This window comes from Rhodococcus baikonurensis (assembly GCF_040489275.1).
Taxonomy (GTDB): domain Bacteria; phylum Actinomycetota; class Actinomycetes; order Mycobacteriales; family Mycobacteriaceae; genus Rhodococcus_F; species Rhodococcus_F baikonurensis.
Map to the genome: position 1 here is coordinate 330,837 of NZ_JBEUOQ010000002.1, position 15,349 is coordinate 346,185.

Annotated in this window: 14 protein-coding genes; 7 read left to right on the forward strand and 7 right to left on the reverse strand. The window is 63.9% G+C overall.

Annotated elements, in window-relative coordinates; all coding sequences use genetic code 11:
- The first annotated feature begins 110 nt into the window (after window positions 1-110).
- The 3 genes from ABWI03_RS05745 to purH are packed head-to-tail and all read left to right on the forward strand — an operon-like array spanning window position 111 to window position 3,933.
- Entirely contained in the window at window positions 111-1,655 is a 1,545-nt protein-coding gene (locus ABWI03_RS05745; protein ID WP_166809449.1) for a cell division protein PerM, read from the forward strand.
- Window positions 1,656-1,661: 6 nt separating this feature from the next.
- On the forward strand, window positions 1,662-2,381 hold the full coding sequence (purN, locus tag ABWI03_RS05750) for a phosphoribosylglycinamide formyltransferase (RefSeq protein WP_435054173.1): 720 nt from the start codon (window positions 1,662-1,664) through the stop codon (window positions 2,379-2,381).
- Window positions 2,374-3,933, forward strand: a complete 1,560-nt coding sequence (gene purH, locus ABWI03_RS05755; protein ID WP_003946407.1) for a bifunctional phosphoribosylaminoimidazolecarboxamide formyltransferase/IMP cyclohydrolase — start codon at window positions 2,374-2,376, stop codon at window positions 3,931-3,933. Before purN ends, purH begins: the two co-directional genes overlap by 8 nt.
- A gap of 76 nt (window positions 3,934-4,009) precedes the next feature.
- Here purH and ABWI03_RS05760 read toward each other — a convergent pair whose 3' ends face one another.
- The 3 genes from ABWI03_RS05760 to ABWI03_RS05770 all read right to left on the reverse strand — a co-directional run bounded on the left by ABWI03_RS05760 (window position 4,010) and on the right by ABWI03_RS05770 (window position 6,251).
- Window positions 4,010-4,231 carry a hypothetical protein gene (locus tag ABWI03_RS05760; protein ID WP_003946391.1) on the reverse strand — a complete coding sequence of 74 codons (222 nt, stop codon included), beginning with the start codon at window positions 4,229-4,231 and terminating at the stop codon, window positions 4,010-4,012.
- Between the two features lie 451 nt (window positions 4,232-4,682).
- Window positions 4,683-5,651 (reverse strand): alpha/beta hydrolase family protein, encoded by a 969-nt coding sequence (locus ABWI03_RS05765; RefSeq protein ID WP_095971078.1) that lies wholly within the window; start codon window positions 5,649-5,651, stop codon window positions 4,683-4,685.
- A gap of 27 nt (window positions 5,652-5,678) precedes the next feature.
- On the reverse strand, window positions 5,679-6,251 hold the full coding sequence (locus tag ABWI03_RS05770) for a DUF4126 domain-containing protein (protein ID WP_007727593.1): 573 nt from the start codon (window positions 6,249-6,251) through the stop codon (window positions 5,679-5,681).
- Between the two features lie 85 nt (window positions 6,252-6,336).
- Here ABWI03_RS05770 and ABWI03_RS05775 point away from each other — a divergent pair, with 85 nt between their 5' ends.
- Genes ABWI03_RS05775 through ABWI03_RS05785 form a run of 3 tightly spaced genes read left to right on the forward strand, consistent with a single transcriptional unit; the run spans window position 6,337 to window position 10,131 of the window.
- Window positions 6,337-6,753 carry a VOC family protein gene (locus ABWI03_RS05775; protein ID WP_298777451.1) on the forward strand — a complete coding sequence of 139 codons (417 nt, stop codon included), beginning with the start codon at window positions 6,337-6,339 and terminating at the stop codon, window positions 6,751-6,753.
- Between the two features lie 54 nt (window positions 6,754-6,807).
- Window positions 6,808-8,184 carry an ATP-binding protein gene (locus ABWI03_RS05780; RefSeq protein WP_298777454.1) on the forward strand — a complete coding sequence of 459 codons (1,377 nt, stop codon included), beginning with the start codon at window positions 6,808-6,810 and terminating at the stop codon, window positions 8,182-8,184.
- A gap of 9 nt (window positions 8,185-8,193) precedes the next feature.
- A complete protein-coding gene (locus ABWI03_RS05785; RefSeq protein WP_124567455.1) occupies window positions 8,194-10,131 on the forward strand; it encodes a vWA domain-containing protein in 1,938 nt (645 codons plus the stop codon).
- 26 nt (window positions 10,132-10,157) lie between these two features.
- Here the strand turns inward: ABWI03_RS05785 and ABWI03_RS05790 are convergent, their stop codons facing one another.
- Both ABWI03_RS05790 and ABWI03_RS05795 read right to left on the reverse strand, forming a co-directional pair.
- A complete protein-coding gene (locus ABWI03_RS05790; RefSeq protein ID WP_166809453.1) occupies window positions 10,158-11,183 on the reverse strand; it encodes an agmatine deiminase family protein in 1,026 nt (341 codons plus the stop codon).
- Window positions 11,183-12,127 carry a nitrilase-related carbon-nitrogen hydrolase gene (locus ABWI03_RS05795; protein WP_166809454.1) on the reverse strand — a complete coding sequence of 315 codons (945 nt, stop codon included), beginning with the start codon at window positions 12,125-12,127 and terminating at the stop codon, window positions 11,183-11,185. Before ABWI03_RS05795 ends, ABWI03_RS05790 begins: the two co-directional genes overlap by 1 nt.
- Before the next feature lie 149 nt (window positions 12,128-12,276).
- Between ABWI03_RS05795 and ABWI03_RS05800 the strand changes: the two genes are divergently transcribed.
- Window positions 12,277-12,894, forward strand: a complete 618-nt coding sequence (locus ABWI03_RS05800) for a TetR/AcrR family transcriptional regulator C-terminal domain-containing protein (RefSeq protein ID WP_124567452.1) — start codon at window positions 12,277-12,279, stop codon at window positions 12,892-12,894.
- On the opposite strand, the gene ABWI03_RS05805 is transcribed toward ABWI03_RS05800, so the two are convergent.
- On the reverse strand, window positions 12,891-14,417 hold the full coding sequence (locus ABWI03_RS05805; RefSeq protein WP_095971071.1) for an APC family permease: 1,527 nt from the start codon (window positions 14,415-14,417) through the stop codon (window positions 12,891-12,893). The genes ABWI03_RS05800 and ABWI03_RS05805 overlap by 4 nt on opposite strands.
- The gene (locus ABWI03_RS05810; RefSeq protein WP_124567451.1) at window positions 14,414-15,313 is read right to left on the reverse strand and encodes a universal stress protein; all 900 of its coding nucleotides are present in this window, start codon (window positions 15,311-15,313) and stop codon (window positions 14,414-14,416) included. Before ABWI03_RS05810 ends, ABWI03_RS05805 begins: the two co-directional genes overlap by 4 nt.
- Window positions 15,314-15,349: the final 36 nt, after the last annotated feature.

Sequence of the window (15,349 nt, forward strand, 5' to 3'; positions counted from 1 at the left end):
TTTCACGAACATGGATGTGGCCTCCGACCCGCTGCGGGTGGAGGCCACATTCATGAGCCCGACGGCGCGCCTGAGTGCGCGGCGCACTATCGAGTGAAACCCTCGAGGGGATGAGTTCTTTGATTGATGGCACCCGGTCCCGTCCCGCGTCCGCACGACCCGGGCGTGGTCGTGCTGGCGGCGGCCGCGTCGGCGGCGGTCGCCCGGCACCGAACCCGGACCTGGCGCGCAAGCTGCTGACCGTCGCCTTCCGGCCGTCGGGCCTGACGATGCTGCTGATCGCGGCTGTCGTTGTGGTCACATTGGTATCGGCGAGCAGCGACCTGACCGGAACTTTCGGCGCCATAGCCACCACCTGGTTGGTCATCCACCAAGTGCCGGCGACTATCAGCGGCGTCCAACTCGGCGTGCTGCCATTGCTCCCGACGGCCGTCATGATGTGGGTGGTCGCACGCCGATGCGCGTCGACTGCGGTGCACACCGACTCCCGTGACGACACCCTCCGCCTGATGGGAGCCGCAGTAGCCGGACCGTTGACTATCACGGCAATCGCGCTCGCAGTGGTCGCCGACGCCTCCGCGGCGATTCCGCTGTCGAGCCCCAACACGTTGGCCGCTTTCGGCTGGGTCGCCGGGATTCACCTGATCGCCGCGTCCGTCGGTGTTGCTGCTGCGCACTGGGATCGCGTCGTCGCCGAGATTCCGCCGTGGGCATCTGCCGCTGTTCGTCCGGCCGCGGCTGCGTCGGCAGCGCTGCTGGCCGCGGGCGCCGTGGCTGTCGTCGTGTCACTACTCGTGTCGTGGTCGACGGTCGGTGACCTACTCGCGCGCGGAAACGGGTTTGTCGGCATTCTGGGATTGACGGTGCTGTCGCTGCTCTATCTGCCGAACCTCGTAGTCGGCGCTGCCGCGGTGATGACCGGGTCGACGGCCGATTTCGGCAGCGTCTCCATCAGTGTGTTCGGCAACATCGGCGGAGATCTGCCACCCTTGCCCCTTCTCGGAGCGATTCCGGAAGGCGTCGCCGGTGGAATCTGGCCTGTGTTGTTGATCGTTCCGGCAGCGGTGGGCGTGATTCTCGGCCGTGATTGTGCCCGACGCATCGCCGGGCAGGACAGCGTGCTCGCAGTGCTGACGGCAGCTGCCGGTGCCGGCGTCGTCATGGCGCTGCTTGCTCTTGCTGCCGGGGGAGACCTGGGGCAGTTCGGCACCGTCGAGGTCCTGTGGTGGGGCTTCGGTCTCCTGACCTTTGCGTGGCTGGGGTTGTTCGGGACCGTCTCGGCCTTGATCGCTATGTGGTTCTCTCATCGTGGACACATGAAGGACGAGGTTGCAGTACCGACCGCTGAACCTGCTCCAACAGTCGAGCCCGAACTGGCGATCACAGCCGCGGCCACACCGGAAGCGGCGGACGACGAAAACACCGACGAAGTGCTCGCCCAGGAATCTGCAGTGGTCGTCACCAAGGTCGTCGAAGCCGAAATCGTCGAGGAATCGGGCGAACCTGCGCTGGTCGTGACGGAGGAAACCGTCGAGATCGAAGTAGTCGACGCCGAGGTTGTCGCGGCACCTGAGGCGGACCCGGCAGTCGACCCCACAGCCGCGCCCGAGCCGGAGACAGACCTGCCCTCGAAGCCGCAGGAGTCCAGCGACTAGGCTGTCATGCGGCCGATACTCCGGCCGCATCATCTTCCAGTTCTCAGGAGTAGTGCGCTGACTGCCTCGGCCGACAATCCGCAGCCGACAATGCCCGACAGGGTCCAATTTCGCGACTCGATCGCGCGGGTAGTCGTACTCGCTTCCGGTGCGGGAACCCTGTTGACTTCGCTGATCGAGGCTTCGCACGCCGACGGATACCCGGCCGAGATCGTTGCTGTCGGCGTCGATCGGGACTGCCTCGCTGCCGAGCACGCCGCGGACTCGAAGATTCCGTCCTTCAAGGTGTCGATCAAGGCCTACGAGGATCGCACCGCCTGGGACGACGCACTTACGGCAGCGGTGGACGAGCACGAACCCGATCTGGTGGTCAGTGCAGGTTTCATGAAGATCCTCGGCCCCACCTTTCTCGCGCGTTTCGGTGGCCGAATCATCAACACTCATCCCGCGTTGCTGCCTGCCTTTCCTGGCGCGCACGCGGTTCCCGACGCTCTGGCGTACGGCGTGAAGGTCACCGGTTCCACGGTGCATCTCGTCGACGGTGGAGTTGATACCGGGCCGATCTTGGCGCAGGAAGCTGTGCCGGTGCACGACGACGACACCGAGTCTTCGTTGCATGAACGCATCAAAATTGTGGAGCGACGGTTGTTGGCGGACGTCATCGCCGCTGTTGCTACGCGCGGAGTGGTTTCCGATGGACGAAAGGCCGTGATCCCCAGTGAGTGAACGCAAGGCTGTGCGCCGTGCACTTGTCAGCGTCTACGACAAGAGTGGTCTGATCGAGCTGGCCACGGGCCTGCACGAGGCCGGTGTCGAGTTGGTCTCGACCGGTTCGACCGCGTCGAAGATCGCCGACGCCGGTATCCCCGTGACGCCGGTCGAGGCTCTGACCGGATTCCCGGAATGCCTCGAAGGCCGTGTGAAGACGCTGCATCCGCGCGTCCACGCCGGCGTTCTCGCCGATACCCGCAAGCCGGATCACCTCGCTCAGCTCGAGGAGCTCGGCATCGCGACCTTCGAATTGGTCGTCGTGAACCTGTACCCCTTCACCGAGACGGTTGCCTCGGGCGCCAGCCCGGACGAGTGCGTCGAGCAGATCGACATCGGTGGCCCGTCGATGGTGCGTGCTGCAGCCAAGAACCATCCGTCGGTTGCCGTCGTGGTCGATCCGGCTCGTTACGCCGATGTCCTGACTGCCGTTGCCGGTGGCGGATTCACCTTGCGTGAGCGCACTGTGCTTGCGGCGCAGGCGTTCCAGCACACCGCGTCGTACGACGTCGCTGTTGCAAGTTGGATGACGAGCACGATCGCAGCTGACGAGGACGGTTCGCTGTTCCCGGCTTGGGTCGGTGCTACCTGGAACCGCAGCGCTGTTCTTCGCTACGGCGAGAACCCGCATCAGGACGCGGCGCTGTACGAAAACCCGGCGGCCCCTGCGGGTTTGGCTCAGGCAGAGCAGTTGCACGGCAAGGAGATGTCGTACAACAACTACACGGACTCCGACGCAGCGTGGCGTGCAGCGTACGACTTCACTGATCCGGCCGTCGCAATCATCAAGCACGCCAACCCGTGTGGCATCGCCATCGGCACCGACATCGCCGACGCTCACCGCAAGGCGCATGCATGCGATCCGGTCAGTGCTTTCGGTGGTGTCATCGCAGCCAACCGTGAGGTCACCGTCGAGCTGGCCGAACAGATCGCCGACATCTTCACCGAGGTTGTCATCGCGCCCTCGTACGAAGACGGAGCTGTCGAGGTTCTGCAGCGTAAGAAGAACATTCGTGTTCTGAAGGCTGCGGCTCCGACCGCTACCGGAATCGAACTGCGTCCGATCTCGGGCGGTACCCTGCTCCAGCAGCGCGACGTCCTGGACGCCGACGGCGACAACCCGGCCAACTGGACTCTCGCCAACGGTGAGGCAGCCGATGCCGAGACCCTTGCTGACCTCGAATTTGCTTGGCGCGCCAGCCGATCGGTGAAGTCCAACGCGATCCTGCTGGCCTCCGGCGGCGCGTCCGTCGGCGTCGGCATGGGCCAGGTCAACCGCGTCGATGCCGCGCATCTTGCTGTTCAACGGGCCGGTGACCGCGTCGTAGGTTCGGTTGCAGCTTCGGACGCATTCTTCCCGTTCCCTGACGGCCTGCAGGTACTGCTCAACGCCGGCGTCAAGGCTGTAGTTCAGCCGGGTGGTTCGGTTCGTGACAACGAAGTGATCGCCGCGGCCAAGGAAGCCGGCGTCACTCTCTACCTGACCGGTGCGCGCCACTTCGCGCACTGATTCCTGCTTCGGTAGCGGGCCTCGACTCCTCGACGGGAGTTCGGGGCCCGTTCTGCATTCAGGCGGCCCGGTTCTTTCAGGCGGCGCTGCTGTGGGTGCCCTGGAGTTCGCGGGGGGAGCCGGTGATGACGACGCGTGAGGCTCCGCGACTGCGGATCTCGCTGATCAGTGCGCCGAGGGTGGCTTCGTGGGCAGCATCGGAGTGCGAAAGATCCAGCGTGACTGCGTATCCGGTGAGGTCACCGGGCAGATCGACATACGGCGGCGCGATGGACAGTTGGTTGACTCGAAGTTTCATGTGGTGCTCCTGCGTGTGAAAGGTAAAAGAAAAGGCACCCGAGGCGTTTGCCCTGGGTGCCCGAGAACGAATCCGGTGAAACTGGGGATCATTCTCGGGGTACACCGCGCTTGTTGCCCATGTGCTCGGCCGACATTGCGGCCGAAAAAATGTGCTTGTCTGCGGTGCAGCTGCGCCACGAAAGTACGGATACGACGTTCGGGTGTAGCGACATGATGTCCGTTCCTTTCTGGGTGGCGTTGCTGGTTAATGGATGACCGTACAGCACGGATCGAGGGTTCGCACCAATAAAAAGCGCCGCGAACGTAAACTCCGCGTGACTTCTGTCCCCGGATTCGCCGGATCGAAAGAGTCTTCGTTGCAGGTCAGGCGTAGAAAGCAGAAGTCCCTCCGCGATGGTTCGCGGAGGGAACTTTCTACCTGAAAAAGAGGACGTTCGGTCTGTACGTGATCAGGAGAACGAACGGACCCACGCTGTGAAGGGCTCCGAGAACTCTGCCGAGTACGGAAGCGGCGCGACGTAGTCGGCTCCGGTGGACTGTTCGTCGCCGATGTCCTTGAGTACGAAGTTGGCGTTGCGCATCCGTACGGACGTCAGCGCTGTATGGGAGAGTGCGGCGTCGAGTGCCGCCACGTCGGCGGGAATGACTTGGATGTCCTTGTCCGAGCAGCTGGTGAGGACGGGCATCCCGGCCGGCAGCGCCGCCACGAGCGCGACCGGGTCCAATGCGTCTTCCTCGGCGAGTGCCTTGGCGTTGGCATGCACCAGTCCCGCATTCTGCAGCGGCTCGGGCAGATCATCCGGAACCGTGCCCTCGGAGCGAAGGGACTCGACGGCGTCGGCCAGCGCGACGCGAAGTTCGTCGGCCAGTTCGACCGGCAGCTGACCGGCACCGACGACGGCGTCGAGTTGGCGGTGAATCTGCGTCGTGAGTAGATCGAGAAGCCGCACGCTCAGTGGCTCGAGCAGTGCGAGGGCGCTGACTCTCGAGCCCTCTGTCGCAGTGGCTAGTGCCAGTGCCACGACGGCGCCGTCGCTGTGTCCGACGACGAACAGTCGCTCGGGATCGACGCCGGGTTGTCCGGCGAGGTAGTCGAGTCCGTCCGAGGCGGCGTCGACAAACGTGTTGAAGCCGAGATCGGCGATGTCTTCGATGTCGTAGTCGCCGAGGGCCGTTTCGCCGCTACCGAGCTTGTCGTAACGCAGGCTTGAAATGCCTTGATTTTCAAGAAGATCCGCGATGAACCGCAGAGTTCCGATATCGCCTTCGAGGAGTGCGCTGTCGCCGTTGCGATCGGTGGGGCCGCTACCGGCCAGAATCAGCGCGGCCGGGGCAGGGGCGTCGGGTGAGGCGGCCAGGCGAAGACTCCCGTACAGGGTGACGTCGCCGGATTGGAACGAGATCTCGGTGTCGGACATGACGACTTGTCTACCAGGTCGGTGCGGTCAGGCGGTGCGCAGACTCCGGACACGACGCCAGCCACGCCAGCTGAACCACAAGAGTGCGGCGAGCAACGGAATGATCAGGAGCGGCAAGATCATCGCGATCAACGAGGTGAAGAAAGTCAGCACATCCTCGATGACGGACACGACGGGATTCGCCAGTCCACCGGTAGTGGCCGTGCTGACCGCGCGAGTCCCGGTCTGGGCGGCGCTGAACGTCAACGCCGTCGGCGCTCCGACGATGATGCCCGCCAACGCGGCCATCGCAGGGTCGAGATGACTGAATGCCGCCCAGGCGGCGATCACTCCGGCAATCGGTCCGGTGACGTTGCCGATCACCGAGAGTGCGTTGTCCACGAAGGGAATGAGGTCGGCACCCAGTTCGACCACAGCGGCGATTGCCAATGCCACCAGCGCGCCGGTCGATCCGATCCACCGCATCGACTCACCGACGGTGATCCCGAAGAGCTCGAAGTGGACGGCAGCGCTGAGCATCAGCAGCGGCAGGAAGGTTCGCATTCCGGACGCTGCGGCGAGTCCGAGGCCGAGCATGGCGGGCAACACCCAGGTATCCATGGGTGGAGTTTAGGTCTACTGTGCGCCTTTATTAACCGCCGGCGGTTAATAAAGGCGCACAGCAAAGTCTCGGAAAGGACCTTCCATGGCGACAAACCCGCAGCCGATGTTCTTCCTCAACCTGCCCGTCAAGGACCTGGGCAAGGCCACCACCTTCTACGAGGGGCTCGGATACTCCAAGAACACGCAGTTCTCCGACGAGAATGCGTCGTCGATGGTCATCAGTGACACCATCGTCGTGATGCTGTTGGCCGAGCCCTTCTTCAAGACCTTCACCACGAAGGGCATCGCCGACACCTCGACGTCGACGGAAGCGCTTCTTGGACTCTCGGCCGAGACTCGCGAGGCAGTCGACAGCCTCGTCGACAAAGCGCTCGCGACCGGCGGTTCCGAAGGAAACGCGACGCAGGATCACGGCTTCATGTACAGCCGCAGCTTCCAGGATCCCGACGGCCACATCTGGGAAATCATCTGGATGAATCCCGAGAACATCGAGGGCTGAGCGACCGAACTTCCTCGGCGAGAGGCGAAACCCCGCAAACACTCGTAGCGTGGAGTGGTGACTGTCGCAAAAACCCTCGGAGAGCTACGCGCCTCCGGACACGTACAGCGAAGTGTCAAGGAAGAACTACGAGAGAACCTTCTCGCCGCGTTGCGGGACGGCCGTGACCCCTGGCCCGGGATAGTCGGGTTCGAGGACACGGTCGCCCCGCAACTCGAGCGGGCGCTGATCGCCGGCCACGACGTGGTTCTGCTCGGCGAACGAGGTCAAGGAAAGACGAGGTTGCTTCGCACCCTCGGGCTCCTTCTCGACGAGTGGACGCCCGTCATCGAAGGCTCGGAACTGGGGGAGCACCCGTACGAGCCGATCACCCCGGCTTCGATACGTCGAGCCAAGGAACTGGGGGACGACCTCCCGATCGCCTGGCGCCACCGCAGCGAGCGATACTCCGAGAAGCTGGCAACGCCGGACACCTCGGTCGCCGACCTGATCGGCGACGTCGACCCGGTCAAGGTTGCCGAGGGGCGGAGCCTCGGCGATCCCGAGACCATTCACTTCGGCCTCGTGCCCCGTGCGCATCGCGGAATCGTGGCGATCAACGAGCTTCCCGACCTCGCCGAGCGCATCCAGGTCTCGTTGCTCAACGTGATGGAAGAGCGGGACATCCAGGTCCGCGGGTACACGCTTCGGCTTCCGTTGGACGTTCTTCTGGTCGCGAGCGCGAACCCCGAGGACTACACCAACCGTGGCCGCATCATCACCCCGCTCAAGGACCGCTTCGGCGCAGAAATCCGCACGCACTACCCCGTCGAGTTGGCGGGCGAGATCGCGGTGATCGAGCAGGAGGCACATCTGCCCGCCGAGGTGCCCGACTATCTCCTCGAAATTCTTGCCAGATTCACTCGCCTGCTCCGCGAATCCACCTCGGTGGACCAGCGATCGGGTGTGTCGGCTCGCTTTGCCGTCGCCGGCGCCGAAACCGTCAGTGCAGCGGCGGTACGACGCGCGGCGGTGCTCGGCGAGGCCGATCCTGTTGCCCGGCCCGTCGATCTCGAGTCCGTGGTCGAGGTGCTTCGCGGCAAGGTCGAGTTCGAATCCGGTGAAGAGGGCCGCGAACTGGAGGTGCTCGAGCACCTGTTGCGTCGCGCGACGGCCGATACGGTTCGGGTACGTCTGGGCGGAATCGATCTGGGGATGCTGGTTTCCGCTGTGGAGATGGGCAATACGATCGTCACCGGTGAATCTGTCACGGCCAAGGCGTTTCTCGACGAGCTTCCGGACCTCGAGGTCCTGGACGAAGTAGCCGAGCGTCTGGGTGCGCAATCCGACGGCGAGCGTGCCGCCGGTGCCGAACTTGCCCTCGAAGGGCTTTACCTCGCGCGCCGGATCTCGAAAGATCAAGGCCCGGGCGGCCGCTCGGTGTACTCGTAAGGGGCAGTGATGATTCACAATCCGCGGTACGGGCCGTACGACGGTGGTCCCGATCCGCTGGCGCCACCGGTAGATCTGCGCGATGCCTTGGCAGCAATCGGCGACGACGTGTTGTCCGGCACGTCGCCGCGCCATGCCCTGCGGGAGCTGCTGCGGCGGGGCAATCGAGATATGCGCGGGCTGGACGAGCTTGCCGCACAGGCGAACCGACGTCGACGCGAGTTGTTGCGCCGCAACAATCTCGACGGGACGCTCGACGAGGTTCGGCAGCTTCTCGACAAGGCGGTGCTCGAAGAGCGCAAGGAACTGGCGCGTGCTCTCGACGACGACGCACGGTTCAACGAAATGCGGATCGAGGAGTTGCCACCGTCGACAGCTCAGGCAGTGCAAGATCTGGCCGACTACAACTGGCGCAGCGAACAGGCTCGCGCGGATTACGAGAAGATTCGTGATCTGCTCGGACGTGAGGTCCTCGATCAACGCTTCTCGGGAATGAAGCAGGCGCTCGAGGGCGCTACCGACGAGGATCGTGAGCAGATACGCCAGATGCTGGCAGATCTGAATCAACTGCTCGATGCGCACTCTCGGGGTGTCGACACTCCGGAGCAGTTTGCGGAGTTCATGGACAAGCACGGGCAGTATTTCCCGGACAACCCTCGCAACGTCGAGGAACTTCTGGATTCGTTGGCGCAGCGCGCGGCGGCCGCACAACGATTGCGGAACTCGCTCTCGCAGGAGCAGCGTGACGAGTTGGATGCGTTGGCGCAGCAGGCGTTCGGTGATCCGAGCCTGATGAGTGAGCTGAGTCAACTCGACCAGTTTCTTCAGGCGGCTCGGCCGGGTGAGGACTGGGAAGGTTCGCAACAGTTCCGCGGCGACAACGGAATGGGGTTGGGTGAGGGGACCGGCGCACTGCAGGACATCGCCGAGCTGGAATCCTTGGCAGATCAGCTGTCTCAGCAGTACGCGGGCGCGGCGCTCGACGACATCGACCCCGAGCTACTCGCGCGGCAACTCGGCGACGAAGCCGCTGCTGACGCTCGCACCCTGGCCGATCTCGAAAAGGCCTTGCAGGAGCAGGGTTTCTTCGATCGTGCACCGGACGGTCAATGGCGCTTGTCGCCCAAGGCCATGCGGCAGCTCGGGCAGACCGCTCTGCGTGACGTCGCCGGGCAACTGTCGTCACGAACCGGTCAACGCGATACGCGTCGGGCCGGTGCGATGGGGGAACCCACCGGAGCTTCCCGCGAATGGGAGTTCGGGGACACCGAACCGTGGGACGTCACCAGAACCATCACCAACGCCGTCCTGCGTGACCCGGGCCGAATGCCGGTGCGGCTGAGCGTCGTCGATGTCGAAGTTGCCGAGACCGAACAGCGCAGCCAGGCTGCGGTGGCTCTGTTGGTGGATACGTCGTTCTCGATGGTGATGGAGGATCGCTGGGTGCCGATGAAGCGCACCGCTCTGGCACTCAATCATCTGGTGAGCACGCGGTTTCGCAGCGACGAGCTGCAGTTGATCGCCTTCGGACGCCACGCGCACGTACTGAGCCCGTCGGAGCTCGCCGGTTTGGACGGCGCCTGGGATCAGGGAACCAACCTGCACCACGCACTGTTGTTGGCAGCCAGGCACCTTCGACGCCATTCCAATGCGCAGCCGGTGGTACTGATCGTCACCGACGGTGAGCCGACGGCTCATCTCGAAGCGGACGGAGAAGCCAGGTTCGACTACCCGCCGAGTGCGCGAACCCTCGGTTTGACGGTTCGAGCACTCGACGCGGTGGCCAGGCTGGGCGCCAAGGTCACGTTTTTCCGCCTCGGTGAGGATCCAGGCCTGGCCAGGGTGGTCGACCGGATGGCGCACCGGGTGGGTGGACGCGTCATCGCGCCGGACCTGGACGGCCTCGGCGCAGCCGTCGTGAGTGACTACATGCGAGGTCGCCGTTAGCCCCGTCGCTGCTAATTCTGTCGCTGCTAATTCTGTTCAGCGGGCTGATGCTGGGTGATGCAGTGGATGCCGCCGCCGCGTTCGAACAGCGGTCTGGCGTCGACGGTGACGACAGTGCGTCCGGGGTAGGCGGCTGACAGGATCTCTACCGCTTCGGCGTCGGCAGGATCGTCGAAGCTGCAGGCGATCACTCCACGGTTGACCACGAGATGGTTGATGTAGCTGTAGTCGACGAATCCCTCGTCGTCGCGCAGGATTTCGGGAGCGGGTACCCGAATGACCTTCCACGGCCGGCCACCGACGTCCGTCGAGCTTTCGAACAACTCGATGATCCTCTTGCTGACGGCGTAGTCGGGGTGCACCGGATTGCGTTGGTCATGGACCAGTACCACTCCGGGGGAAGAGATGGCAGCGACGATGTCGACGTGTCCGCGGGTTCCGTAGGTCTCCTGATCGCGGGTCAATCCGCGGGGAAGCCAGATGACGTGTTTGGCTCCGATGGTGCGGGCGAGTTCGGCCTCGATGTCCGCCTTCGTCAGGTCGGGATTGCGCCCCGGATCGAGTTGGACGGTTTCGGTGACCAGCACGGTGCCGAGACCGTCGACCTGAATGCCGCCGCCCTCGTTGACGATTGGTGAGTCGACCAACTGGGCACCGGATTGTTCGACGACAAACCTGCCGATCTTCGAGTCCTTGTCCCACTGTGCCCAATCCTGTGCGCCCCAGCCGTTGAACACCCAGTCGACTCCGCCGAGACGGCCGTCGTCGGACAAGACGAACGTCGGTCCGATGTCGCGCATCCACGCGTCGTCGAGAGGTGCCTCGACGATGTCGACCTTCTCGGACAGGTACTTTCGTGCTTGCTCGACCTCGGCGGGATCGACGACGACGGTGACCGGCTCGAATTCGGCGACGGCGTGGGCGACGGCCGCCCACGTCGAGCGCGCTTCATGCTGTTCTTCGGCGGTGTCCCCGAGGGAGTACCCGGCACTGGGGTACGCCATCCAGGTACGTTCGTGCGGCTCACTTTCCGCGGGCATGCGCCAGGTCATCAGTTGGCTCCCGCAGTCTTCACCGGTGCGGTCAGAGTCGAGTAGGTGTCGGGTCGGCGAGTGGCCAGGAATGGGAACAGTGCCAGCCAGTCTTCACGGTGCTGCAGGTCGAGATCGGCTACCAGCACGGCAGATTCGTCGCGGGGAGCCTGAACGAGGATGCGTCCGTACGGGTCCGAGATGAAGGACGAACCGTAGAAGGTGATGAGACCTTCACTGCCGTGACGGTTGGGAACAACCATGAAGGTGCCGTTGGCGATACCGTTTCCGACGATCACCTGCTGCCACAGCGGTTGGGTGTCGAAGTCCGGGTGATCGGGCTCGGAGCCGATCGCCGTCGGGTACACCAGAACCTGGGCACCGGCGAGGGAGTATGCACGCGCGACCTCGGGGAACCACTCGTCCCAACATGTCGGGAGTCCGAACTTGGCGCCGAGTGCCTCGTGAACGGGGTATGCGTCCTCGGACGGACCGCCGCGGAAGTACGTGTCCTCGTAGTACCCGGCCGTCACCGGAATGTGGAGCTTGCGGGTACGACCGAGGAGTTCGCCTCCGGGTGAGACCAGGATCGCGGTGTTGAAGCCCAGGCCGTCCTCGGCCTCGCTGCGCTCGTACAACGACGCGTGAACGAGGACTTGGTTCTCGGCGGCGGCCTTGGCGGCGAAGGCGAGAGTGGGTCCGGTGAGTAGGTCTTCCGCTTGGCGTCCGGGATTGTCGTCGGCCGGGCTGGAGGCGGGGTACCGGCTGAGCGTCAGCTCCGGAAGAAAGACCACGGAAGCGCCCAGCTTCGCTGCGGCCGCGATGCCCTCGCTCAATTCGGTGTAGAGGTCGTCTTGGTCCTCGTGCCAGCGATGTTGGACGAGACCCACACGCAGAGGGGCGGACGTGGACGGCGTGGTCGCGGCCAAAGACTCGGGTGGGGTGAGGGCGGTGATCGTCAGCATGGGGTTTCCTCGGTGCTCGGGTATTCGACGTTCAACGTAAAACGAATGTGATTCGTTAAGTATGGTGGGTGAGCGCTGATTGATCAAGGACTTTCGAGGAATTGTTTTTTGCGGCGCCCCGAACGGTGTGGATCACTACAGGAGGACATATGCCGCGGCCATCGCAACGACTGCTCTCACCGGCGATCATCACCGAGGCAGCGATCGAGTCGGTGGACGAGTCCGGCGATTTCACCATGCCGGGACTCGCCGCAAGACTGAAGGTTCGACCGTCGTCGCTGTACAACCACGTGTCCGGACGAGCCGAGATCGTCGAACTGATGAGGGCTCAACTGATGGCGGGAATCGACGTCGAGTCGGCCTCGGGCACCTGGAGTGAGACGGTTGCGGCGTTGGCGGCCGAGTATCGGCGAAGCTACGCCGCGCATCCTCGTCTGATTCCGCTCTTCACGGCGCAGACCGTGCAAGCCGGTGTGGCGTTCACCCTGTACAACGCGTTGGCGCAGGCCTTCGCGGACGGCGGCTTCGACCCGGCCGAAACGCTGCATGCAATTACAACCGTCGACAGTTTTGTTCTCGGTTCGGCGTTGGATCTGGCGGCGCCGGATGTCCAGTGGGCGTCGGGGCCCGAGGCCAACGATGCGATGAAGGCGGCGTTGGCGACATCCGGGAAAAATCCCGAACGTGCCGACGCCGCCTTCGAATTCGGCTTGCGTGTGTTGATGGCGGGCCTGATCGCACAGGCCCCCGACGCTACTGTCTCCTAGGACACGCTGAGGTCGTTCTCGTCGCGCAGAGCCTCCGTGTCACGGTTGAGGGTCTTGCCCTCGAAGAACGCGGGATTGCGCACTCGCATGACCATCATCAGAACCGCGCCGAGGATGAGAATGCCGAAGCCGAGGAAGAAGACCAGGCCGATGCCGCCGATCGATGCCCCGCTGGCATTGTCCGGATTCATGCTCTCTTGAACCGAAATCACGAACACCGCAAGCAGCATGAGCCCACCGATGAGCGGGAATGCGAGCCGGAAGACGAAGTTTCGTACGCTCTCGAAGAGCGTCTTGCGGAAATACCACACACACGCGAATGCCGTGATGCCGTAATACCAGCAGATCATGATGCCGAGGGCGGCGATGGTGTCGAGCAGCGCACTTTCGGAGAGGAAGGTGACAACGCTGTAGAACACTGCGGTCACAGCACCCGCGACCACGGTGGCGTACGACGGCACGAGGAAGCGAGGGGAGACCTCGGCGAGCTTCTTGGGGAACGCTCCGTATGCACCCATGGCGAGCATGGTTCTCGCTGCAGGCAGGAACGTGGTCTGCAGGCTTGCGACGGAAGAGACGAAGACGGCGAGGAACAGGAGCATGCCACCCCAGTTGCCCAGTACCGGGTCGGCCAGAGCGCCGAAGACGTTCTCGGAGTTGTCGGGATTGCCGAGGCCGAGACCTTCCTCGCCGACGCCGGCGTACATCATCGCGGCAACGGCGACCAACAGGTAGGTCAGGAGAATGGTTGCGACACAGAGCAAACCGGCGCGGCCCGGGGTCTTCTTCGGGTTCTTCGACTCCTCGCCCAGCGTGAGACAGGTATCCCAACCCCAGAACGCGAAGATCGATCCGGTGAGTCCGATGACGAACGCTCCGATGGCGAGTCCACTGAACGGGTTGAACCAACTCAGGTCGAAGGACAATCCGGCCGGGGCGTCGCCGGCACCGACGTGAACCAGTGCAACGACGGCGAAGACGACGAGCAGCACCATCTGGAAACCGACGAGCGCGAACTGCACGCGCTCGCTGGTGGTGATTCCTCGACTGGCAATCCAGGTGGCCAGGGCGATGAACACCAGCGTCGTACCGACGTTGACAAATTTGTTGCCCGGTAGATCGGCGATGGAGGGATTGTCGACCACCCGCGCGATGAACAGATAGAAGAAATCGACGGCAATGGCCGCGAGGTTCGAGAGCACGATGATGGTGGCGATCACCATGCCCCAACCGCACATCCAGCCGACGTACGGTCCGAATGCCTTGGTGGACCACGTGAACGACGCCCCGCAATCAGGAGTGTCCGAGTTCAGTTCACGGTACGCGTACGCAGTGAGGAACATCGGGATGAAGCCGGCGATGAAGATGGCGGGCATCTTGAGGCCGACGGCGGCGACGATCAATCCGATGCTGGCGGTCAGGGTGTAACCCGGTGCCACGGAGGAGATTCCGAGTACGGCACCGGAGATCATGCCGATCTTGCCGGTGGCGAGGCCTTTGGAACTCAGTTCGGTGCTGGTCATGACAGTGCCTCCGGCTGGGTGAATTCGTGCTTGGGCACTACGACCATGGGAACGGGCAGCACACGCAGCATCTTGGCGGCGGTGGAGCCCAGGAAGAGTTTGCGGGGCTGTGCAAGGCGACTGGAACCGACCATCACGAGGTCGCCGTCCTGCCAGTCCAGTTGGCGCACTGCGGATTCCACCGTGGAACCGTCGGCGATGATGACCTCGATCGGGAACTCCGCGGGGAGTGCCGCTCGGGCGACGTCGAGTGTGTCCTGAGCGTGATTTCGTGCCCGTTCTCTCGCCGACTCGGCAGTGTCGCGATGATCGCGAAGATCGTTCTGCGGGTCGAGCGCGACGAGTGAGACCAGTCGCAGAGGAACCTGCATCAGTTCGCTGGTGCGCACCGCTGTGTTCAAGACGATGTCGGCGCCGACGCGGGTGCCGAGTGCGCAGGTGACCTCTCGGATCGCCGAAGCCGCCGAGTGCCGCGTTCCGCGAGGGGCCAGAGCCACCGGGACGTGAGCGGAGTGCAGCAGCTCGGTCGAGACCGAACCTATCGCGTGACGGCCGAGCAGACCGTCGCCGGAAGCGCCCACCACGATCGCCAGAGCGTTCAGCCGGTCCACCTCGTCGAGCAGTCCCTGAGCGAACGACTCGTGGAAGCTCAGGTGTACTTCCACCTGGATGTCCTCGGGCACCGAGGCTTTCGCTTCGGCAAGCCAGTCGTGTGCACGTGCGGCGAGGATGTCGTCGTAGCCGGCCTCCGAGGGAACCTTGGCCGGCAGTGTCCGATCCGGAGGGAGGACCATGCAGATGTCGAGTTGCGCGCCGAGACTGCGCGCGAGCTGGGTCCCGAGGACCAGCCCGTCTTTACCGCTGGGTGTGGCGAGGTATCCGACGATAAGGCGCATGGTGGCTCTTTTCCGGATTGGAGGAATCTGCTGTGC